Consider the following 20,923-nt stretch of genomic DNA (forward strand, 5'->3'; position numbering starts at 1 on the left):
TTATTTATGAGATCCATTTGGAAAGGCTCGCTCGGTTTCGGGCTTGTAAGTATACCGGTAAAACTTTATTCGGCGGTGCAAACCACCTCACTTGACATGGACATGCTTGATTCCCGCGATCATGCCCGCATACGTTTTCAAAGGGTAAACGAGAATACGAAAAAGGAGGTCCCTTACGATAAAATTGTAAAAGGTTATAAATTGGATAACGACTACGTTATTCTTGACGACAAAGATTACGAAGATGCCGCTCCTGAAAAAAGCAAGGTAATTGAAATTGAAAGCTTTGTTGACATTGCGGATGTAAACCCGATGTTTTACGAAACATCTTATTACACCGAACCTGATACCAAGAATAATAAGGCTTACGCTCTGCTGCTAAAAGCCTTGCAGCAATCTAAAAAAGCGGGATTAGCCCGCTTTGTACTGCGCAGTACCGAAAGCCTTTGTATTGTGCATCCTCAAGGCAATGTACTTGTGGTTACTCGCATACGCTTTGGTCAGCAAATACGCGACACAGAAGAATTGAATATTGCCGAAGATGTAAACGTAAGCAAGAAAGAACTTGATGTAGGGCTTGCACTTATTAACCAGTATGCAGAGAAATTTGATGTTTCAAAATACAAGGATGAGTATCATGCCGAACTACTTAAAATAATAGAAGCAAAATCTAAGGGTAAACGCGCTACCATAAAGAAACTTAAACCGCAAAAAGCCAAGAGCGACGATTTGTACGAGCAACTAATGAGCAGCCTGAAGGTGAAAAAGGGCGCTTAGTATAAAGTATTTATACGAAACTTTATTTCCGTTCATTTTTACCCATGTCAGAAAACGGTCGTTTAAATTAAATTTATCTACTAAAATTAAAACTTCTTAGATATGGTAGTGTTGATATAATAGAAAATTTAAAACATCTACTATCATGGCAACTACTAAAACAGCCGCAAAAACGGCATCAACCGCCAGTAAATCGGCATCAAAAACTAAAAAAGCACCTGAGACTACGGAAAACGTAGAAGAGTCTGCTTTGAACGAATTATTCATCGACGAATTAAAAGATATCTATTGGGCAGAAACTCACCTGGTAAAAGCTTTGGCTAAACTTGCTAAAAAAGCAACTACCGATGAACTGCGCCAGGCAATTGAAACACATATAGAACAAACCGAAAATCAGGTTACCCGCCTGGAGAGCGTTTTTGATTCTATTGAAGAAAAAGCATCAGCTAAAAAATGTGAAGCAATGGCTGGGTTGATCAAAGAATCAGAAGAGATTGTAAGCGACACTGAAGATGGCAGCATTACCCGTGATGCAGGTATCATATCTGCTTGTCAGAAGGTAGAACATTATGAAATAGCTTCATATGGTACTTTGAAAACCCTTGCTGGTGTGTTGGGTTACACCGAAGCTGTTGAACTTCTTGACGCAACACTGCAGGAAGAGAAACAAACAGATGAATTGCTAACTCAAATAGCGGTAAGCGCCATTAACCAACCCGCTAAAAGCGAAAAAGAATAATTCTCTTTTAATCTTTTGAAAAGGGCAGCTTTAAAGCTGCCCTTTTTTTGTGTGTTAAAATATGATAGCCGTCTGGCAATAGCTATTCAATCACCTCATAGTATTTATTTTTGGCACTTATTTTGCAGAAAAATACTTATTAATTATAGCTTTTTACATGTATTTAATGCATTTATTTAAAGTAATTAAGTAACTAGCAATAAAAATTTACAAATAATTAGCAAGTTTGCAACCTACTTTGTACATCTAACGTATATCAATCTATACGACAATGAACAGATCCTTACTTTATATAGTTGCTATAGTTGCGCTGTTTACACAGGCTTGTAAGCTTGACCCCCCTATTTATGGACCTCCGCCAAAGGCAGATTGGTCGCGAAGTTATCAGCCACTTAGTCCCGGCAGCTTTTGGAAGTATTCTATCGATGCAGAAGGGCACGCACCAGATACTGCCACACTTACGGTTACCGGCGAGGAACCGGTTATTAATAATAAAGTTTACCATACTGTTTACAGTGCATCTAAAACGGTGGCTGGCCCAGGATATATCTATAACGCAGATCATATTATTTCTATAAGGACAAATTCGCTAATATACAATGAGCTTTTGGAGCTGCAGTATGTAAATGATACAGTTAAGGTAGGCCAAAGCTGGACAGCTAATGTAACTGACAATGGTTTGCTGCAGGGTGTTCCGGCAAGGATGATTGGAACAGCAGTTGCCGACAGTATTACACGAACTGTTAACGGAATTACCTATCCGAGGGTGAAACATACCCGTATACAAATCCAGCAAGATCACGGAGCAGGGTTTACAACTGTAGCCACCTATGATTATTATATAAACATGGGAGTCGGCGTCATTGAGAACGATGGAGTGCAGGCAGATGGAACCGACTTAGGGAAGCTTAAATTATTAAGCTACGCGATCAAGTAATTAAGCCTGGCGTTATGCTGAGGTATTTTTATATATTTATTTGTATGAAATACCCTTTACTTATATTGCATTACCAAAACAGGCAGGCACGATATAGAACAGATCAGAAACAGGAGGTGTTAAGGCCGGAATATTACTATAACAAAAAAGCCACCTTGAACGGTGGCTTTTTTGTTATAGTAAGTACAGATTACGGAGTAACAATAAATGATCCTACCAATAATTTCAGTACTTCATCTTTAGATAGCGGCTCGTCAAACGAAGCTGTTACAACGCCGATAGAAGCTAAAGAACTTAGATTTACCCCTCCTTGCGTAGTGTTTTCTTCACCAGCATAGTTACCATCTGCTGCACCAGCTCCGGTATCGTTGCCTTTTGATGCAGAGCTTACAATATATGGCTTTATAGCCGGTGTCGCTGTGGTACCTACCTTATGAGAATTAATCAGGTAACGCAAAGCCGATGCGTGGCGACCTTCTACAGCGTGAATACCAAGGGCTGCAGTAAGTACTACCTGGTTACCCAACAAATTGGGAGCCTGGCCCTTATAAGCGCGTACACCTGTATCTTCAAATGCAGCACCTACCGTAAGAAAAGTAGTGTAATTGGTAAATACATCCTTAAAAGGACCATTCCCTTTGTTATTACCACCTGTGTAGTCAACTGTAGGTGGGGCTACCGGCGTACCACCCAATTGAGTTATCACTGTTTTCAAAAACGCTACGTGCTTATTCTCGTCCGCAGCAATCTGACTTACAAACTTTGCATCGATACCACCAGCGGGTACAAAGCCCCCTATAGATAAGCCCTTGTTATAAAAGCCAGCTTCCAGGTGCTCCAGTGTCAATGCAAAGTTAAGCACATCTACAACCGGAGTTGTTGCGGCGCCATAAGCCTTTTTAAACATTGTACCCAAAGCAAAAGGTAATGCAGCAACAGCAACTTTAGAGCCGAAGCTGGTTATATTTTTGATCGCGGCACGGCGAGGATTAAACCTGTCGTTTATTTCCGGATCTACTTTTTGTATTTCGTCTATTATGTTAAATAAATTCATGGTGATGTTAAGCTATAGGGTAATTAAAATTGGCTGCATACACTTTCTTCTTTAAGAGAGGGTTTACAGCTGCCAGTACCTCTGCAATAGTTGCTGAGCGGTTTATACCATTCTCATCTACCTGATCGGGATTTGCAAAGCTTCCCGGGCTAATAAGATTGGCAATCAAAGCTGCATGTCTTGCCTCTACAGAAACAATTTTACCAGCTATAGTCAGGTAATCAGCACTCTGGATAAGGTATCCGGCACCATCATAAGCTTTTACGCCTGTGTCTTCAAAAGTTTTAGCAGCAGCAAGTACAGCAGTACGGTCACTAAAGTTGATAGAACTAAAATCTACCTCAAGTGCAGGGATTGCAGCCGAACCTAACGCCGTTTTAAAGAAGTCGCGATGTAATACCTCATGATCCTTAATGTCAGTCAGGTAAGCAGTTTCTGCTATACTAATGCCGCTGTATGGTGTTGCAACAACCTGCAGGTAAAACGCCGCCTCTAGTTGCTCAAGCGCATAGGCATAGTTAAGGATACCCACGTCGCCGGCACCAATATCAATGTAAGTGCCATCAGGGTTTTTAATATAATCTTTACCGCATGACGCTGCGCCAAAAACGGCTACTGCAGCTGCCCCGGCACCAGCATAACGCAAGAACGACCGTCTGGCCATGTTTGCTCCGCCTGTTGTAGGGTTAATGTTTGTTTCCATAGTTAGTAAGTTATTAGCTTATAGGTGTTAATTACATGAACTAACGAACAATGGAAGTAAAAGGATTGAGCTAACCAGTAAAGTTGTTAGCTGTAATCAGAGTAGCAATAACAGGAGTAAGCTTAATAAGAGTAGGCTTTTTAAAACAAAAAAGGCCGAAAAACTCTCGCAGTCGTTCGGCCCTACATCTACCTATGAAAAACACCCTTTGAGAAGGGTATTAAGTTTAATTCAATTGCTGTGCCGAAAACGAAAACAGCTGTATTTTGATGCAGAACGCTCTTTTTCTCAACCATTAGTTTATTTATGTAGAGAAACATTCTCAATACATGGGGAAGTTTTCCCCATGGGCAAAATAATAATATCCAAAACACAATAGCGTGTAATTAGTTATCAATAAGATATTCGTAAATTAATAACTCCCAATATTATAGCAGTATGGATTACAATGTATATTTATTGGCTACCGATCCTAATGATCCGTGCAGGGACGTAATCCACTCCAGAGATACTAATCTGAAGATCAGGGTTTATTGCTTAAACTATGATCAATTTACCCCTAACGACGGCGAGATCCAGTTGTATGGGTACGCTCACGATAAATTATACGCTTTCGAGACTATAAACATAGCTGCCGAGGATGCGCTTGACGTAGTTGGCGCTATACAATGGTATGCAGACTATATAGAATTTCCGGATATGGAAATCCTGCCGGAGGACCCGCGCCCCGGCCACGAAATAGCCATGTAACACCGTCTCGGAACATTAACAAAAAGCCCCCATTTGTATTAAAGTGTTCAGCGTTTTTTGAGCCCAAAGGATTTGAACACCTGCAGGCCCATACAACGTAACTGGTCAAAAAATCCGCTAAATAGCATCTATTTGGCCTTTTTGACCCTGAAAACTATGCAAGGACCTTTAAAAACCACACCTGTTTTGCAGGCTATTTTAAAGTTTATTTGCAAGTAATGGGGGAAATTACAGGTATTTCCCAACATGAAAATACAGCTGCTTAAAACAGCAAGTAAAATTGAAATTTAATTGGAAATACATCTATGCTATTAAACAACAGACCACCGTTCAAGTACGTACTAAGTAAATTAACGCCCGAGATCTATTATGTCTGCCTTACATCGGCAGCCATTTACGCCATCAGCATCGCCTTTAAACACGCCATACCGCCCGTACCAATTACCATCCCTACCTTCCTGGGAACTGCTATATCCATTATTCTGTCTTTCAAGCTTAACCAGTCTTACGACAGATGGTGGGAAGCAAGAAAGATATGGGGCAGTATTGTTAACGATTCCCGCAACCTGGTTATTCAGCTGCAGTCCTTTGTAACCGGCGGAAACAAAGAAATTATACGCGCAATCACCTACCGGCAAATTGCATGGTGTTATGCACTTGGCAGGTCGTTACGCGGGCTGGATGCGCTGGATAGGTTAGACCGCCTGGTTGACACCAATGAACTGGAAAACTATAAAGCCCACGTGAACAAGCCGCTTGCATTATTACAGCAAAACGCTGCAGACATAACGGAGCTGAGAACTGCTAGCCATCTTGACCCCTTCAGCCATGTACAAATTAACAACACCCAGGTAAGCCTCACCAATTCTATGGGTATGGCAGAGCGGATTAAGAGCACTGTTTTCCCCAGCACTTACCGTTTGTTCCTGCACATGATCATTTACGTATTTACTATCATACTCACCATTGCGCTGCGCGATATAGAATTTTACATTGCGGTGCCAACATCCCTTATTATCGCCTGCTTCTTCTTTTTACTGGAAAGGACAGCAACTCACCTGCAGGACCCATTTAGCAACCGGCCAACCGATACCGCCATGACGGCTATTGCCACCACAATTGAAATTAACCTGAAGCAACTAATTGGTGAGGCTAACGTACCAGAACCTTGTAAGCCTAACGACTTCTATTTAAATTAGATAAGTAATAGAAGCTTAAACAATAAAGCCCGGCAGCACTGCCGGGCTTTATTGTAGCTCGTATATAAATTAAAGTATTACAGTGCAAGTTTATTGGTTAACACAACTTCACGGTTTGCCAACAAGGGTATTATCTTACCAATTACTATATTCGTATAATGTTCAGAATTGCGGTGCTCGGTTAACGCCGCCTCATTGCGGTACGCTTCAGAAAGTATGATGGTATCAGGTGTTGCCCTGTCCTGAAAAACATTATAGTAAAGGTTCCCTTGCTCATCGGAACTTTTCACGGCCACCTGCGGCAACAGCTCTAAAACGGTTGCTAACTTACCTTCTGCAACCTGCCACTTGGCGAATACATGAATACTTTGATCTTTCATATTTCTTTTAATTGTTGTGGATATTAACATGCACATTCCATGTGTAAGGAACGTGCATACCTGTTAATTAAACTGTTTAAGCTTCTAGCAGAGCTACGATTTTCTCACCAACTCCTTTTGCGGATGCCGGATTCTGACCTGTCACCAGGTTACCGTCTGCAATGCTGTTAGCAGACCACGGCTCAGCAGCATGGAAGATAGCGCCTTGCTTTGTTAATGCGGCTTGTAAATCAAATGGCACATCAGCCCTAGCATAATTATCTTCTTCTTCAGTTGTAAAAGAGGCAATGTTGCGGCCATTTACCAGGTAACTGCCGTCTTTCAGTTTTACGTTCAGTAACGACACCGGTCCGTGACAAACAGCTCCAACTACCGCATTGCGTTCAAAGGTTTCGGCAATAACCTCTTTTAACAATGGAGCTTCCGGCATATCCACCATTGGTGCAAGTCCGCCAGGGATGAATACGCCATCATAAGTACTTACGTCTACCTGATCAAGCCGGGCGGCCTTTTGCATGTCTATCCAACCCTGTCCGGTGAGGAAGTTTAGGTTATCCGGATCACCTGCAAGATTAAGAGCATCCAGGTAAGGCGTGTCGCCGGTTAAGCTGGCAAAATCTATCTGGTAGCCGGCCTTCACGAACTCTGCGTACGGATGCGCTACTTCAGGCAAAAATGTACCTGTTCTTCTTTTGTTTTGGCCAATGGCGTTTGCATTTGATACAATAATCAAGATTCTCTTTTTCATGGCTTTTAATATTTGTTGATGTTTAATTTCCTTTGTTGATTACATCACAAATTTGAGCCATTTAGCTCTGTCGGAACGAGGACATAACGCACAGAAAAAGTGTGACCAGGATCACACACAACCTAAGCAAGCGGGCGCTAGCGGGAATAAAGGCGGCTTAAAGTTTCGCGGCTTACACCTAAATATTCGGCAATATATTTTTTGGGGATCTTTTGCATTAACTGAGGGTACAGTTTACCAAACTCTTCATAGCGTTGCTGCGGAGTGCCGGACAACAATGAGAGCACCCGGCGTTGCAGCGCTACATAACCGTTGGTAAGCTTCACCCTAAAAAAGTGCTCCATCTTATGAAATTCTGCGGCCATGGTTTCCCTTCCGTTCAGCGTGGTACACAGCACTTCGGCATCCGCCATACACAACATGTGCAAAGTGGCTGTTTTATCCCCAAAGTAAGCCTGATAGTCCGTCATCCACCAATTTTCTCCGGCAAACTGTACTATGTATTCTTTACCATCCTCATCCAGATAAAACATCCTGAAAACACCTGTCAGGATAAGGTATTCGTAACTGGCCGCGTCACCCCCCTGAATAAGATATTGATGCTTTTTTACGCGACGCGAGGTGAAGAAAGACTTAACACGTTCAAACTCATCATCTGTAAGCTTCACTATTTCCTCGATGTGTTTTCTAAGTCTGTCCATTTACAAATAAAGTATTAACGCTTACCGGCAATTCTTCGCAAGATAGCTTTCATATAGAAATGTGCCGCTATCAGCATCATCTTTATTGAATGAAAATAATTTACCTACCATTGTATAACTAATAAAACAGTTACACTATCACATAGATGCTTAACTAATTAAATTGCTATAGAAAGTGCTATTAACGTTACAATAACCGTGCTTGTTGGGGTTACTTTAACTCCCAATCGGCTTTACCACCTGTAAATCCCTTATGAGCACTATGGTGCATGCGCAAAGAACTTATCTTACAGATATACCAGTAATTTAACTAATCGCTGTCGTCGAGTTTAAAAATGTCATTAACGCTAACTTTGAATACCTCTGATATTTTTATCGCCAATTGAACGGAAGGTGAGTATCTACCACACTCAATAGAATTCACAGTTTGTCTGGAAACTTTTATCAGATTTGCCAGCTCCTGTTGTGTCATATCCCTTTTGGCACGTTCCACCTTAATCAATACTTTCATTGCCGTCTAGTCGCTTTAAATACGCAAAAAATAAAAGATATATGATCAAAGCTACTATGGTCAATTCGTGGCCGCTAAGTTCAAAATCACCAAGAATAAAATTTAATGCAGAGATGCAAAGGCAAAAAATTATTGAAAATAGAAATGCAGCAGATAAGCTTTTGGTTCTGATTGCTAAAATACGCTCATCTTCGATTGTTTCTTTTGAGAATGCTATAACAGCTAGTCCAACTATAAAAAAGTCAACTAACAGCTTTTTAATAAAAGGAAGACTTGGTATATAGATAAATTTGAAAACGATTGCAGAAGCAATCGCAGCTGACGCTATAACCAGTCCAACTAATTTATAGTTATGTTTAAAAATCATATACGTTATTAATGATTGGAAAATACACTTTTCTTTTTGACAAGTATACTTGTCTTTTTTTTATTAGGCAAATAAAAAGGCCAATGTTTGACCTTTCTATTGCAGATACGAATTAATATTAATTTGATAACAACTGATAAATTGCATTACCAACAGATGCTCCTGCTGCTGCAGAGCCAATAGCTGTTCCATAAGCAACTTGCCCATAACCAACCGCAGTGTTAAGCCACCAGGTTGTTACAGCTGCACCTGCTCCTCCAGCAACATCAGATGCACCTACGTTTCTCCAGCTAAATCCGGGACCGCTTGCTTCTGCAAGGTGCGTTTTGAGGCCCTGTGTAGATTGTTTACCGTTATCAAGGAGAGCAACCCATTTATCAAGATTGTCGTGCCAGTATTGTAACGTGTTTCGAGCAATGGCAGTAGAGACGAATATCACTGGCAATTCATCTTCACTTAAGTTGGCTTTTGCATTAGCTTCTAAATCACTAATTTGAACCAGAGTAGATTCGAAACTTGAAGACTCATCTGTCATAACTAACAACAGTTTATCTAATAGTTGCTTTTGTTTAATTGTTAGATGAGCCGCGAGTGAATCAGAATAGAGTGACTTAGTAGTTAAATCTGTTGTTGAGTTAACTTTTATCCCGTGGTTTGCCTTTGTCACATTTAAATCCCAATCCATTGAAGTATTTATTGAGTTGATAGTTTGCAACTTCTCTCCTTTAGACTTCAGTCCGTTGATGATTGATGTGTTAACAAATGAGGCAAGAGCTGACTTTGAAGTGTTCAATTGGTGATTAGTCTTCATTACTAATAATAAATTGTACATACTATCTACAGTACGATTATGAACAACACCAATGTTGTTATAGGCTTTAAAGTCGATTTCTTGCGCTTTAATATTACCGTTGTTTGATTTTTGACAAGATGCAAATAAGATACAAAGGGTTGAAATAATTGCTAATGCCGAAAATTTCCTTACTAGTTTTAGATTGATAAGATTTAATTTCATTTTGTTTAGGTGTTAGTATCTGCGATCACAAAGTAGAAAAAAAACTTAACATAAAATAAAAAAATAAATTTTTAATTAATTAAAACAGACCTTCGTCAGTAAATATTTTTCATTAGCGCAATTAATTACATTGCAGAGAATAAATTCATTGTACTTTTCTTGATGGTTAATCTTTTTTAATTAAAATAAACACATAAACCGTCCCATTTTTGTGAGGCTTTGTGGTAGCTATTGGGTTCGAACCAGTGACTTCTCCCGATGTCAATCGGGACGCTCTGAACTAGCTGAGCTAAGTATTGATTAGCTTTTAAATTATAATCCTTCTTTTCCAACCCTTTATCTGCCGCTCTCATTTTAGCGCCGATGTTTTATCAGGTTGTATTTCGGTCCACTTTAAGTTCCAATCGGCTTTACTACCTGTAAAACCCTTATGAGCAGTATGGTGCTTGCGCAGTCGTTCATCAATATCCTGACAAAATCCGATATAATGTTTATTAGAGGATGGTGAGTAAAGAATGTAGCAGTATACATAAAAAAAAAGCCTCGCATTTCTGTGAGGCTTTGTGGGAGCTACTGGGTTCGAACCAGTGACCCTCTGCTTGTAAGGCAGATGCTCTGAACCAGCTGAGCTAAGCTCCCTTTGTTTTGGGACTGCAAATATAGCTTGTAAACGCGGTTTTTGAACTACACTTTAGTAACACACTCTTCAGATTCAGTAATTGTACTAACTATGTACTAACAGCCAACCTGATTAATAAATAAATGAACTGTAATGCAAATCTAATTGATTGCTTATCGTAAGCAAAGGTTTTAAGATGTATTCATAATAAATTTAATGTAAGTGAATAAATGAATTATGATGCCTATACAGGCGTATGGATTGACTAAATGCAAGGAGGAACGAAATAAATGAATGGTAGTGAACAGGGCTTGTGTTTATGCCGTAGTTCCTTGCCTTGTGTCATATCCTGTTGCCTAACTTTGCTACATAATTCATTACATCACATTCCTTTTAACTCAGAAAATCTCAAATTTCTACTTTTATAGAGGTTGGTAAAATCCTGAGTTGAGAATACATATATCATCAATCAATCTAACTCAGAAAAAGTGTATTTTCTTCTTTTATAGAGGCTGTTAAAATTCTGAATTGAGAATACATATATCATCAATCAATCTAACTCAGAAAAAGTGTATTTTCTTCTTTTATAGAGGCTGTTAAAATTCTGAATTGAAATGTTTGCTATGGGGTGGTTTAGAACCAGGTTTTTCTGACTTCTTAAAAGGTAACTAAGTTAAGTATCTTGCTGATATCAGAATCAGTAACCTTTTAAATGAAATGTTAGCAAGCCCCTTCTTTTATGTACCTTGAAGTGTGCCTACTTTGGTACCAAAAATTTCCCTAAATTGAACCACAGCTCTTTAAGCTACAAAGCACCAAGAGGTTGGCGAAATGCAAGCATCATTAAGTAACAACTTCAGTCTTTGGTAAAATAAATGCCGAAACCAAAATCATAAACATTCTTTTAAAAAAACAAAATGGCGACCGTATCTAATTTCACCGCACTCAGATCTTACATCTATTCTGCTGGCAACGAATCAGTCTTTGTTCAAGGATATAACTTAGTATCAGATGGAGGACAAGGCATTTTCTTTTGGAATCCTAACCTAAGTGAAAACGATGATGACGGAACTATTATTAAAGTCACGAGTGTAACTACCGGAAGATGGGTGAGGTTGTTTTCAGGTACAGTGGATGTGAGATGGTTTGGTGCTGTCGGTAAAGGATCAACAGACGACACTACATCAATCAACAACGCTTTGACCAAATTCCAAACGGTTCAGATAACAAATGGCATTTACAACATTACGGGGATCACAATGCCGTCAAATACAACTTTGATTTTAAATACTAATGCAAGGCTTGTTCAAACTGTTTACAACAATACTAGTAAGATCGGGGTAGTTCGGATGAATGAAAATTGTTCCCTGATTGGAGGCGGGATAGTTGATGCCAACGCCAGTGTCACCAATCCCCAAAGAACAACTCCATATGCCAGGGTAAATTACGGTATATATATCACAGGTAACAACTGCTTCATTAAAGACATAATAATTCAGAATACGATTTTCGATTGTATCTATGCTCAAGACTCTGACAACTTAGTTGTAAATAACATTAAAGGAGTAAATGTTGGTCATGGAGCTTCGTTTATTAGATGTAACAAGCTAACAATTTCCAATTATTCACTTGTCAACCCTTACTTTGCTTATACAAACTCCTATCCCCACTGTTTGGATTTGTTTTACTGTGATAACTATAATGTTACCAACGTTAATCTATATAATGTAAATGCATCATCAACAGCTCCATCCTATGCAATTTCAGGGATAACTTTAGGGGGAAATAGTAATGGCGTTTTAAGTGGCGTGACTATGAACGGCTTTTTGACAACTGTTAAAAATGGTCTTCCCATTGCAGATGATGGATCAATAAACTGTGTAATAAGTGACGTCAGCATTAAAGGATGGTTATATGGTGTCGGGTTAGAGATTCAGGGTTGCCGAAATTGCCTGTATGATAACATCGTTATTGACGGAACGAGGTTAAATAATTTAAATTCTGGTTCGGAAGGTATACATATACTTGATACAGCAATAACAGGTGGCTTACTGACACCAAGTTTTACGACGGCCCAAGTTCGTGATCGATCTTTAAGTAAGGACAACACATTTTCTAACATTAAAATCATCGGGGGCTTTACCGGTATTAGAGTAGCCGGTAGTTACAATAAATTTATTAATTGTGAGGTGATAGGAGCCTCCTACGGATTTAGACTTTGCCAAGTTCAAGGTGGGGTATCTGAAGGCTATTGGCAGTCAAATATTGTGGAGTACATTGAAGGTAATGAATTTATAAACTGCGCTGCAAAACAATGTAATTATTTCGGATTTGCTATCTTTGGAGGCCAAGAAAACAAGATCATTAATCCTAGACTCATAAACAACCAAACGGGTATAGGAAATATTAGGAATTTGACTCTGATTGCAAGTTCTGTCTCGGCAAACACTATAGAGAGTACTACTACATTAGTGCCCAACGCCTGGATCGGATATTACATCTATATCACGAACGGCAATGATCTTAATGATTATCAAATTATCAAATCAAACACTAGTACAAGTTTTACAATCGGATCAAATTGGGCAATAACCCCGAATATTGGTGATGAGTTTGTTGTTGTTGATAATCCACAGGGTGCCGTTTATATCAATGGTGGTCTTATAACAGATGATCAATCTTTTACATTTAACGGTATTGGTTCGATGCCCAACACTTACTCCTCCTTGGACACAATTTCTCAATTAACTATTACTACGTTAGCTGAAAAGTTTAACTTCAATCAAAAGATTAAATTATTAAATCTGGTATCTGGAGCATCTAGTTCAGATTTGGTTGTTCAAATTTCTTCTTTGAACTACGGTTCCACTGACGTTGTTAATATTCGACCTTTAACATTAGGGGACGGAAGTCCTATAAGCGGCACGTTATCGTTGCCAATGGTAGATGGATCAGGTACAATAACTTCCTCCAATTATACTGGCTTTACTGCTGTAACAAGTATAATAACAGGTACAGGAACAGATTTCAAGAATGAAATAGATGCGCATTACTGGATTTTAATTGATAACACGTATTATGCACAGATTCTACAGTCATTAAGCAGTACTCAATATTTACTAACGAATCAGCTCCCTGTAGATGTAACTAACGTAACGTTTAAAATTGTTAAGATAGATGTTCAAGGGATTCCAAGTCAGATGAACGGCATAGCATTCAATAGATACTACGGGGAGGTAATAATTGACGGTCAGACATTAATATCGAATTCCAGTTCGACTAATTTAAATTTATTCAGGTCAAGATCCGCGATTTACATTAAGTTAGAACAAAACAGTTTCGCGCCTAATGTGACAAAAAGCTTGTTTTATTCAACAAATAATTCGGTACTGACAAACATTACAAACTTCAGCGGTGGGACAATTGGAAAGCAAATTAAAATTCAAGTAAAGGATAATTATACTGTATTAAAATTTACAAGTTCCAACCTAAAAGGGTACAATGCTGATTATCAATGCCAGGTGGGCGATATAATTGCAGCAATTTACGATGGGGTAAATTGGTACTGCAACATTATTACGAGCGCAGGCAGTCTTCTGCCATCCGCTGAGAAATTCGGCAGGAGTGTTCAAAGTGGAAACAACGTAAAGTTGATATTTACCATCAATCACGGCCTATCTGGCGTTACAGCGGCGTCATATATTAATGTTACACCACGAAGTTCAGCAGCTAAAAACATTTCTTGGGTGGACCTTGACTTAACAAGTATATTCATTAATTACTCAACACCTCCACCTTCGGGAACAAACAACTTATTGTGGGATTGGGAGGTAAAAGTTTGATAATCCAAAATCTAAAATAATCAAGTTTCCTGACTTCTTAAAAGGTAACCAATGTAAGTGACTTCCTGGCACTAGGAGCAGTGACCTTTTAAATGAGACTGCTAACACTTGTACTTACACCACCGCCCTACAAATCCAAAATATAGCGACAGTCGCATTGCCTTTGATAATATCGATCTTTATTTAGAAATACTCTTTAACTCACTTTTAAGTTGTTCAATCATTAACGACGTTACATATGATCTGCTGTTATTGGAAACTAGGGGCATCATTGTTCCACCCCTCACATAATCACTATCAAAGTCACCTTTTAAATCTCGATAACGTTTCCAATAACGAACCATCCTATCGAATAACTTAACGTTAATACCATCAAAGGCATTTTGATGAGCCTCCTTGATACGTTTAAATAAATCTTCAAGTTCCTCATCAAGTTTACAGTATTCCTCAAATGATTCAATGTTCATATCCGTTTGAGTTTCCGGTGAACCAGGATAGAGAGCCTCGTGAATGTAATTGCTTGTTTGCTTTAAAAATAATTCTGTATTAACTAAGCAATCCTTTATTTCAGAAACGTCTATTTGATATTTATAGGCAAACTCGTGACAAAAAATATGTCTTAATTCAAAGGTTCGGTTAATAGATTTGATGATCGAATCTGCATTTGTAATAAAGGATTCCGATGTGTGATTATTATCTTCAAAGATACTTTTCCTTCGGTGAGCTTTTAATTCTTTTAGAAAGTTTACATCTAGTAATATTGAAAGATTGAGGTTGATATCATTTAGATTATTAAATGACAATACGTGCGCTATAAAGTTGCCGATGGTAAAGTCTTTAGCATTAAGCGCTTTGACAATTTCAAAATCAAACTTCACATCCTTGGCTTGGTTAAATTTAGCAACATTGCTTAAAAATGGTTCCCCGTGATCAATTATCTTAGCAACAACGCTGTAGAAATAAGATTCCATTGTTGCCACTAGAGCAATTGGAATTTGCTTGTATAACTCATTTGAAAGTTTGTGAGTGGTTATTTGATCACAAGCAATCTTCAAATCTTGAATGCGCAATTCAAACAAGTGAGTTGCGTTTCTTTTCTCGCGTTGCTTTAAGTCTATAATTTCAGCAATAATGTTCCTTTTCATACAAGTACAATCAGTGTCGACCTCCTCTTGACCCTCTACCTCCTACATGCTTAACGGTTCCTGAAGGTGTACTTCTCTTCACATATGTTTTATTACCATTTTTGTTTATGTAATATTTACCACCTCTTGAACCAGTTTGAATTGTTGCATCATAACCATTAGCTGCTGATGTTGAGGCTGATCCAGAGTTTTCATAGTTAGCATATGTACTATCGTAATATTTGGGATTAAAGCCTGGTACTAAGCTCAAATTGGAAGCTGATACCCAATACCAATTAGGGTCAGAATGATAACGAACCCTTCGCATTCCGTTTTTGGCATTGCCTTTAATTAATAAGACCGTACCACCTGGCACATTGTAAGAAATATTGGAAGTTTGTAGGTCAGGATATATATCAATTGGTGTTGTTGTTGACGCTACATAATAGGTGTTACAGCTAGCGAAAAAGAGTGTTAACACTACTAGTGCAAATAAGAGCTTGGTCTTCATATCAAAAGGCTTTAGGTTAATAACTATTGATCTAAAATACAAAACCTAACTAGATAAACAACTCTGATTTTTCAGACTTTTTAAAAGGAAATCAATGTAGTAACTAGCAAATATTGCCAGTGACCTTTTAAATGAATGGTTTAGTACTTTTATTATCATTTTGATAATTTGACCTATCATAGTTTTTCTCGTAAAGCCTGTCCTGATGAACGCAGGCAAAAATCCTTAGAATTAGCTTATTTCTTATAGCGTTCAAAACAGCCATTTTTGGCTTCCCGTCAACCTCAGTTTTCCTAATGTAATAATCTCTCAGTTCTGATTTTGTAGATATGCTGGACATCGCAATGATGTGGAGAATTGCTTTAGCTCTTTTGTTAGCAAGATGAGACACCATTGATTTCCCTTTGACTATCCCTGACTCTTTTTTAAAGGGTGCAATTCCAGCGTAAGAAGCATACTTTTTAGGGTCAGTTATATCTTTGAACTCATTAGTGGTAACAATCATCAGTAACGCAGTAACCGGGCCTACATTTGGAATAGAAGTTATAATATCGTATAGGCGACTTATCCGATGATCTCCTTTAACAGTGTTAATTATTAATGCGTCTATGGATTCAATATCTTTTTTAAGAGACTGCATAGTACCATAGCAAAGGAGATCATGTTTATCAGATAACTCCGGCCTTAAAAAGGCCTTCAATTCTTTTAATGGCATTTTCATCGCATTGCTCATACCTATCAGCCGAGATCGTAAGGTTGATAGATGGTGCAAATCTTCTATGACTTGTCTGCGTGGTTGCCATAGTGTTAAGTCCTCCTTGCATTTAAACAAGTAAGTTGCTATGCGTATCGCATCAAGTTTGTCATATTTACCTCTGGTCTTTCCTAAAGAATTTCTAATCTCTAGAGCATCTTCAAGTACTACATTAGCTTTAGCTTTTTTCAAAACTGTTAATAGGTGCGAAGTGTAAATTCCAGTATGCTCTATTCCGAAAACGGTTTTCTTCAATGCGAAGCCTGAAACAGTTTGTAATTCAGAAAGAAGTGCCTGAACACTATCAACTGTATTAGCAATTTCTTTGTGATATAGAATCTTCTGACTTCTTAGTATGGCAAAATCGAGCTTATTGCGTGACACATCTATGCCAACATAAAACATAAATTTTCCCATAACTTACATCTGTCAGATCCAAAAAAGGGGAAGCAGGTCTAGATTAAAATTAGATCTTTTTACAGGCTTGATTACCTAGCACAGCTATTAATTCGCTTAATCGTAGAAGTTAATTTAAGAACTGTAAACACCTATTTCTCATCTTAGGTCTTAATTCCTAGATCGCCTAATAAGTCATCTCTAGTTCTCATATTAACAGCTATAACCTGCGTTCCTTAATACTAAGATAAAACTTAAAGCATCGATCTCCTATTAATTGATCTCTGTTCTATTAACGTTTGTAAAAAGCCCATCAGGGCTTTAACTCAAACTTGTTCATAACTTACTGCTAGAATATAATCAGCAGCTCTTTGAGCTTGTGCCGCAGCTTTGATAACAAGGGTTTTGTCATTCTTTAAAGCTTTAAGCCAACTTTCAATGTAGGCTGCACTATTGTCGATAGTCACTTGATCAATGCCGGTTACTGCACTCAGGAATGCAGCAGTCATTTCAGCTGTAAGTTCTTCCTTTGCATAAGCAGCACTACCAAAGCCATCACTGCTTAACAGTTCTTTTCTGTTCAATCTGCTTTCATGGCCAGTGCTGTGCGCTAGTTCATGAAAGAGCGTGCTATAATAAGCCTCGCTCGATTTGCACCTTTTTAAGCTTGGTACAACAACTGTATCTGTTGATGGCTGGTAATAGGCATTTGTACCATTCTTGCGTATAGTGGGCCTGTTAGGCATGTTGTCAACAACGATCTCGCAGTTGGCTATCTTCTCAGCGTCGCTTCTGAGTTCAGCTTCGAAGCATGGAAATTTAATCCCTTCAGTTTGGGCGATGTTAAAGACTGTGTAAGTCTTAGGCACCATGATAGTCTTTGGCTTAGTTTGTTCATCAGCCGGTTGCGGTGTAGTTGCATCAGTTTGTTGGTTCTTTAATTCTACCTCTGCCCAATAGATGATCCTTACACCCTTTTCACCTTTCTTTATAGATCCTTTAAGGTTATTGGCCTGTTTGTAGGTGATGTAGTAAGGCGTTGGATAGCCCTTCATGATTGTGTGGAAGTTCAGCAGAAACAAGTTCCAACCTCTGTAATTTACATTAGAGGTGATGTTCTTTGGCAATCCAACTTGATTCCAGGGACACTGCCAAATTACTGTACCTTCTTCCAATGCTTTGATCACTGCATCGGTTACTTCCTGGTAGGTGTCAACGAATGTGTTGTTGGTGGTGGTGAGTTGTTGTGCTGTAGTAGCCATAATCTTAAATGATTTAAAGTGATTAAATGAATTAATTATGGCAGCCATACAGCCTGTAACACGGAATAAGGTCAAGGTGGAGAGCAAAGAACTTGACGAGTCATGGAATAAATGGATCGAGCGTAGGCATAGTGGATTTATGCCGTGAAAGCTCTAAAGTTGTTTGGTACTACCTTGTGTTGTGGCAGCTTGAGTGTTGGGGAACCGTTTGCGGCTTAACTGGCTAACTTTGCCTGCCAGGATTAATTTATGCTATTAGTCACTCTGTAGCTCTAGTTCTCACCAGTTAGCGGCTCTACTTTATTAACATCTCAGCTGACTATGTGTAGAACTCCAGCTTATTACCTTACTATTATTTTGTAAATTGCAATTGGTAAATAAACTGATTATTCAATTAAGTATTACACAAAATGGCAAGATGTACTGCACCCACATACGGACACAGAACAGCGAGTGCAGCGGCAGCGTGCCCTGCATGTAGCAGCCGAGGTTATCGTTCGTATTCTTCTTACGATTACAACCCGTCACCATCTTCTTATTCAAATAACTATTCAAGTAATCGAGTTACCGGGAATGGGACAAAACGAAGCTCTAAGCCACGTTGGACGCGAGCAGGATCGTCTATCTTTTATACAGATGCTGAAATCCGCACACTTACACCAGTACGTGAAAATGTGGAAATACGCTCCAATATGCCTGATCTTCGCGATATATTCTTGTGTCATGCATGGGACGACAGACAAGGTGCCGCTAAAGAGCTTCACGATTTACTCGAATCTTTAGGGGTAAGAGTTTGGTTTAGCGAGAAAGACGTAGGTCTTGGTGTTCCTTTGCTTCGTGCGATCGATAAAGGTTTGGCTAATTCTAAAGTAGGTATTGTGCTAGTTACCCCAGCGCTATTACGCCGCCTTCCCAAAGAGGGCATTGCCGACAAAGAACTTTCTGCGCTTCTTGCGACCGAACGACTTGTTCCCGTTGTCCATCAAACTACCTATGAGGCTCTACGCGAGATCAGCCCTCTACTTGCTTCGCGATCCGGTCTAAGTACTGCTGAGGAAACGATGGAGGAAGTTGCAGGGAAATTAGCGGAATTAGTAATTGTTGAAAGTTGTTCTGAATAACTTATCTTAAGTCCAACTTTTTTTAGGCATTAACGTTTTGGTTTGAATACTACATATACCTTAATAATATAGTTCTTATTCACACACAAATTTTGTTGCTTTTAATAATAAAGCACTAAGAACTGCTGAGATGTTGCACATCTTAACGTATGCGATTTGTTTAATTGGTGCAATTAGCACTTTAGAAATTTTTTTTACCAAAAAGGAGATATATATGGCGCAAAATTGGATAGCCCTGATATGCAATAAGAATTTATTGAGCCATTAACTAAGTGTTTTAAATCAGGATCTTTAAAATACTCAGCTACCTTATCACTATCCTGCCCAAAGAAAGTGTAGTAATGATACCTTCCAGCTCTCCCAAAATATGTCTCGATACAAAAGTAGGCATCTCGCATCGTTTTATTGACTTCGGCTTTCTCAACATAGTCAATTAAGTGCTTTTCTAATTTCATACTTCCTAAGGCGGCACTATCCTTTTCTAACAAATAAGGAAATATAAATTCGACAGGATAGTCTTTATCAAACTTAGTACTAATTGTTACGGAATCAGTTGAGACACCATCCTGAGATGTTAACAATAGATGTGCGTTCCCAAATTCATATAAATATGTATTGGTGTCCATAGGATTCTCACTGACTTCGGTAAAAATCTTTCCATAGGTGGTAAAGTCAGGAACACCTAACAGCCTCTTCATTTTTTCAATTGAAGTACCTGGTAAAAGATGTTCAACAATCTTACTTTCAACAGGCCTTTTATGTATATCATGACTAATTATTAGCTTTTGCCTAGCGGCTTCTTGTTCTTTTAACTCTTGATCTTTCGCGTCTTTAAATTCCCATGCCTTTTGAAAAACAAGTATTATCAATCCGCCGATAGCTCCACTTAACACAGACAATATAAAATCCATTCAGATTACTATTTACAAATTCCACAAGTCTTACCTTCTTTAGCACAACGCTTACAGTACTTGCAGTTTTTACAAGCCTTACATGGACTAGCTCCAACGCAGGTTGCTACATTAACTTTGCGAGTCGGTGTTGATGTTTTAGGTGAATGAGCGCTGACAAGAGTGCCTGCAGCTAGAAAGATGAGAATAATTGACTTCTTCATTGTGATAAGTTGGTTTATAAAGATAAACAGCAACTTTCATATATTAAATACTCAACTCAAGAATATATAAAAAATACTACTTTATAGGGGCAAGTTAATTTCTGAATTGAATTTGGACAGTCAATAAGTTGGGGTATATACCCTGCTGTAATATATGTCCATGAACTAAGAATGGAGATTCTGATGAACGAGACCACCTGATTCCGGGGCAAGCTGACCACCAATTCCGGGGCAAACTGACCAGGGGATTCCGGGACAAACTGACCACCCTCAACGTGTAGCAAATGCTGTAGAAGCAA

Annotated in this window: 21 protein-coding genes and 1 tRNA gene; 7 read left to right on the forward strand and 15 right to left on the reverse strand. The window is 38.8% G+C overall.

Features of this window, described 5'->3' with window-relative positions; genetic code table 11:
* The first annotated feature begins 6 nt into the window (after nucleotides 1-6).
* The 3 genes from ku (at nucleotide 7) to DYU05_RS18675 (ending at nucleotide 2,453) form a co-directional block, all read left to right on the forward strand.
* The gene (ku, locus tag DYU05_RS18665; protein WP_117384663.1) at nucleotides 7-777 is read left to right on the forward strand and encodes a non-homologous end joining protein Ku; all 771 of its coding nucleotides are present in this window, start codon (nucleotides 7-9) and stop codon (nucleotides 775-777) included.
* Between the two features lie 145 nt (nucleotides 778-922).
* Nucleotides 923-1,516: a YciE/YciF ferroxidase family protein gene (locus tag DYU05_RS18670; protein WP_117384664.1), complete on the forward strand. Its 594-nt coding sequence runs from the start codon at nucleotides 923-925 to the stop codon at nucleotides 1,514-1,516.
* Between the two features lie 271 nt (nucleotides 1,517-1,787).
* Nucleotides 1,788-2,453 carry a hypothetical protein gene (locus tag DYU05_RS18675; protein ID WP_117384665.1) on the forward strand — a complete coding sequence of 222 codons (666 nt, stop codon included), beginning with the start codon at nucleotides 1,788-1,790 and terminating at the stop codon, nucleotides 2,451-2,453.
* Nucleotides 2,454-2,643: 190 nt separating this feature from the next.
* Here the strand turns inward: DYU05_RS18675 and DYU05_RS18680 are convergent, their stop codons facing one another.
* Complete coding sequence (locus tag DYU05_RS18680) at nucleotides 2,644-3,507, reverse strand: ferritin-like domain-containing protein (protein ID WP_117384666.1); 864 nt, start codon at nucleotides 3,505-3,507, stop codon at nucleotides 2,644-2,646.
* A 7-nt stretch (nucleotides 3,508-3,514) separates the two neighbouring features.
* Nucleotides 3,515-4,210: a ferritin-like domain-containing protein gene (locus tag DYU05_RS18685; protein ID WP_117384667.1), complete on the reverse strand. Its 696-nt coding sequence runs from the start codon at nucleotides 4,208-4,210 to the stop codon at nucleotides 3,515-3,517.
* A 438-nt stretch (nucleotides 4,211-4,648) separates the two neighbouring features.
* Between DYU05_RS18685 and DYU05_RS18690 the strand changes: the two genes are divergently transcribed.
* Together DYU05_RS18690 and DYU05_RS18695 are read left to right on the forward strand one after the other, a co-directional pair.
* Complete coding sequence (locus DYU05_RS18690) at nucleotides 4,649-4,960, forward strand: hypothetical protein (protein ID WP_117384668.1); 312 nt, start codon at nucleotides 4,649-4,651, stop codon at nucleotides 4,958-4,960.
* A gap of 305 nt (nucleotides 4,961-5,265) precedes the next feature.
* Nucleotides 5,266-6,159 carry a bestrophin family protein gene (locus DYU05_RS18695; protein WP_117384669.1) on the forward strand — a complete coding sequence of 298 codons (894 nt, stop codon included), beginning with the start codon at nucleotides 5,266-5,268 and terminating at the stop codon, nucleotides 6,157-6,159.
* A gap of 77 nt (nucleotides 6,160-6,236) precedes the next feature.
* Here DYU05_RS18695 and DYU05_RS18700 read toward each other — a convergent pair whose 3' ends face one another.
* The 8 genes from DYU05_RS18700 to DYU05_RS18740 all read right to left on the reverse strand — a co-directional run bounded on the left by DYU05_RS18700 (nucleotide 6,237) and on the right by DYU05_RS18740 (nucleotide 10,520).
* A complete protein-coding gene (locus DYU05_RS18700) occupies nucleotides 6,237-6,539 on the reverse strand; it encodes a putative quinol monooxygenase (protein WP_117384670.1) in 303 nt (100 codons plus the stop codon).
* A gap of 76 nt (nucleotides 6,540-6,615) precedes the next feature.
* A complete protein-coding gene (locus tag DYU05_RS18705; protein ID WP_117384671.1) occupies nucleotides 6,616-7,287 on the reverse strand; it encodes a type 1 glutamine amidotransferase domain-containing protein in 672 nt (223 codons plus the stop codon).
* A 137-nt stretch (nucleotides 7,288-7,424) separates the two neighbouring features.
* Complete coding sequence (locus tag DYU05_RS18710) at nucleotides 7,425-7,988, reverse strand: Crp/Fnr family transcriptional regulator (protein WP_117384672.1); 564 nt, start codon at nucleotides 7,986-7,988, stop codon at nucleotides 7,425-7,427.
* A gap of 310 nt (nucleotides 7,989-8,298) precedes the next feature.
* On the reverse strand, nucleotides 8,299-8,499 hold the full coding sequence (locus DYU05_RS21520) for a helix-turn-helix transcriptional regulator (protein WP_117384673.1): 201 nt from the start codon (nucleotides 8,497-8,499) through the stop codon (nucleotides 8,299-8,301).
* Nucleotides 8,483-8,866, reverse strand: coding sequence for a hypothetical protein (locus DYU05_RS18720; RefSeq protein ID WP_117384674.1), 384 nt, complete (start codon nucleotides 8,864-8,866; stop codon nucleotides 8,483-8,485). The genes DYU05_RS21520 and DYU05_RS18720 overlap by 17 nt, the downstream gene beginning before the upstream one ends.
* Before the next feature lie 118 nt (nucleotides 8,867-8,984).
* Nucleotides 8,985-9,881, reverse strand: a complete 897-nt coding sequence (locus DYU05_RS18725; RefSeq protein WP_117384675.1) for a hypothetical protein — start codon at nucleotides 9,879-9,881, stop codon at nucleotides 8,985-8,987.
* Nucleotides 9,882-10,230: 349 nt separating this feature from the next.
* The gene (locus tag DYU05_RS21525) at nucleotides 10,231-10,491 is read right to left on the reverse strand and encodes a GIY-YIG nuclease family protein (protein WP_117384697.1); all 261 of its coding nucleotides are present in this window, start codon (nucleotides 10,489-10,491) and stop codon (nucleotides 10,231-10,233) included.
* Nucleotides 10,446-10,520: transfer RNA gene (locus tag DYU05_RS18740), tRNA-Val, on the reverse strand. Before DYU05_RS18740 ends, DYU05_RS21525 begins: the two co-directional genes overlap by 46 nt.
* An 897-nt stretch (nucleotides 10,521-11,417) precedes the next feature.
* Between DYU05_RS18740 and DYU05_RS18745 the strand changes: the two genes are divergently transcribed.
* Nucleotides 11,418-14,342 carry a glycoside hydrolase family protein gene (locus DYU05_RS18745; protein WP_117384676.1) on the forward strand — a complete coding sequence of 975 codons (2,925 nt, stop codon included), beginning with the start codon at nucleotides 11,418-11,420 and terminating at the stop codon, nucleotides 14,340-14,342.
* Between the two features lie 179 nt (nucleotides 14,343-14,521).
* Here DYU05_RS18745 and DYU05_RS18750 read toward each other — a convergent pair whose 3' ends face one another.
* The 4 genes from DYU05_RS18750 to DYU05_RS18760 all read right to left on the reverse strand — a co-directional run bounded on the left by DYU05_RS18750 (nucleotide 14,522) and on the right by DYU05_RS18760 (nucleotide 18,389).
* On the reverse strand, nucleotides 14,522-15,487 hold the full coding sequence (locus DYU05_RS18750) for a lysozyme inhibitor LprI family protein (protein ID WP_117384677.1): 966 nt from the start codon (nucleotides 15,485-15,487) through the stop codon (nucleotides 14,522-14,524).
* Between the two features lie 10 nt (nucleotides 15,488-15,497).
* Nucleotides 15,498-15,977: a hypothetical protein gene (locus tag DYU05_RS20945; RefSeq protein WP_133300263.1), complete on the reverse strand. Its 480-nt coding sequence runs from the start codon at nucleotides 15,975-15,977 to the stop codon at nucleotides 15,498-15,500.
* Between the two features lie 127 nt (nucleotides 15,978-16,104).
* Nucleotides 16,105-17,148: an IS110 family transposase gene (locus tag DYU05_RS18755; protein WP_117384678.1), complete on the reverse strand. Its 1,044-nt coding sequence runs from the start codon at nucleotides 17,146-17,148 to the stop codon at nucleotides 16,105-16,107.
* A 305-nt stretch (nucleotides 17,149-17,453) separates the two neighbouring features.
* On the reverse strand, nucleotides 17,454-18,389 hold the full coding sequence (locus DYU05_RS18760; protein WP_165852107.1) for an ArdC family protein: 936 nt from the start codon (nucleotides 18,387-18,389) through the stop codon (nucleotides 17,454-17,456).
* Between the two features lie 692 nt (nucleotides 18,390-19,081).
* On the opposite strand from DYU05_RS18760, the gene DYU05_RS21360 reads away from it, so the two are divergent.
* Nucleotides 19,082-19,510, forward strand: coding sequence for a toll/interleukin-1 receptor domain-containing protein (locus DYU05_RS21360; RefSeq protein WP_235854061.1), 429 nt, complete (start codon nucleotides 19,082-19,084; stop codon nucleotides 19,508-19,510).
* A 194-nt stretch (nucleotides 19,511-19,704) separates the two neighbouring features.
* Here DYU05_RS21360 and DYU05_RS18770 read toward each other — a convergent pair whose 3' ends face one another.
* Nucleotides 19,705-20,421: a hypothetical protein gene (locus DYU05_RS18770; protein WP_117384681.1), complete on the reverse strand. Its 717-nt coding sequence runs from the start codon at nucleotides 20,419-20,421 to the stop codon at nucleotides 19,705-19,707.
* Nucleotides 20,422-20,923: the final 502 nt, after the last annotated feature.

This window comes from Mucilaginibacter terrenus (genome assembly GCF_003432065.1).
GTDB lineage: Bacteria > Bacteroidota > Bacteroidia > Sphingobacteriales > Sphingobacteriaceae > Mucilaginibacter > Mucilaginibacter terrenus.

Excerpts from the sequence above, each read along its gene's own strand:
- ku (WP_117384663.1), top strand. The coding sequence starts at position 7 with ATGAGATCCATTTGGAAAGGCTCGCTCGGTTTCGGGCTTGTAAGTATA.
- DYU05_RS18670 (WP_117384664.1), top strand. The coding sequence starts at position 923 with ATGGCAACTACTAAAACAGCCGCAAAAACGGCATCAACCGCCAGTAAA.
- DYU05_RS18675 (WP_117384665.1), top strand. The coding sequence starts at position 1,788 with ATGAACAGATCCTTACTTTATATAGTTGCTATAGTTGCGCTGTTTACA.
- DYU05_RS18680 (WP_117384666.1), bottom strand. The coding sequence starts at position 3,507 with ATGAATTTATTTAACATAATAGACGAAATACAAAAAGTAGATCCGGAA.
- DYU05_RS18685 (WP_117384667.1), bottom strand. The coding sequence starts at position 4,210 with ATGGAAACAAACATTAACCCTACAACAGGCGGAGCAAACATGGCCAGA.
- DYU05_RS18690 (WP_117384668.1), top strand. The coding sequence starts at position 4,649 with ATGGATTACAATGTATATTTATTGGCTACCGATCCTAATGATCCGTGC.
- DYU05_RS18695 (WP_117384669.1), top strand. The coding sequence starts at position 5,266 with ATGCTATTAAACAACAGACCACCGTTCAAGTACGTACTAAGTAAATTA.
- DYU05_RS18700 (WP_117384670.1), bottom strand. The coding sequence starts at position 6,539 with ATGAAAGATCAAAGTATTCATGTATTCGCCAAGTGGCAGGTTGCAGAA.
- DYU05_RS18705 (WP_117384671.1), bottom strand. The coding sequence starts at position 7,287 with ATGAAAAAGAGAATCTTGATTATTGTATCAAATGCAAACGCCATTGGC.
- DYU05_RS18710 (WP_117384672.1), bottom strand. The coding sequence starts at position 7,988 with ATGGACAGACTTAGAAAACACATCGAGGAAATAGTGAAGCTTACAGAT.
- DYU05_RS21520 (WP_117384673.1), bottom strand. The coding sequence starts at position 8,499 with ATGAAAGTATTGATTAAGGTGGAACGTGCCAAAAGGGATATGACACAA.
- DYU05_RS18720 (WP_117384674.1), bottom strand. The coding sequence starts at position 8,866 with ATGATTTTTAAACATAACTATAAATTAGTTGGACTGGTTATAGCGTCA.
- DYU05_RS18725 (WP_117384675.1), bottom strand. The coding sequence starts at position 9,881 with ATGAAATTAAATCTTATCAATCTAAAACTAGTAAGGAAATTTTCGGCA.
- DYU05_RS18745 (WP_117384676.1), top strand. The coding sequence starts at position 11,418 with ATGGCGACCGTATCTAATTTCACCGCACTCAGATCTTACATCTATTCT.
- DYU05_RS18750 (WP_117384677.1), bottom strand. The coding sequence starts at position 15,487 with ATGAAAAGGAACATTATTGCTGAAATTATAGACTTAAAGCAACGCGAG.
- DYU05_RS20945 (WP_133300263.1), bottom strand. The coding sequence starts at position 15,977 with ATGAAGACCAAGCTCTTATTTGCACTAGTAGTGTTAACACTCTTTTTC.
- DYU05_RS18755 (WP_117384678.1), bottom strand. The coding sequence starts at position 17,148 with ATGGGAAAATTTATGTTTTATGTTGGCATAGATGTGTCACGCAATAAG.
- DYU05_RS18760 (WP_165852107.1), bottom strand. The coding sequence starts at position 18,389 with ATGGCTACTACAGCACAACAACTCACCACCACCAACAACACATTCGTT.
- DYU05_RS21360 (WP_235854061.1), top strand. The coding sequence starts at position 19,082 with ATGCCTGATCTTCGCGATATATTCTTGTGTCATGCATGGGACGACAGA.
- DYU05_RS18770 (WP_117384681.1), bottom strand. The coding sequence starts at position 20,421 with ATGGATTTTATATTGTCTGTGTTAAGTGGAGCTATCGGCGGATTGATA.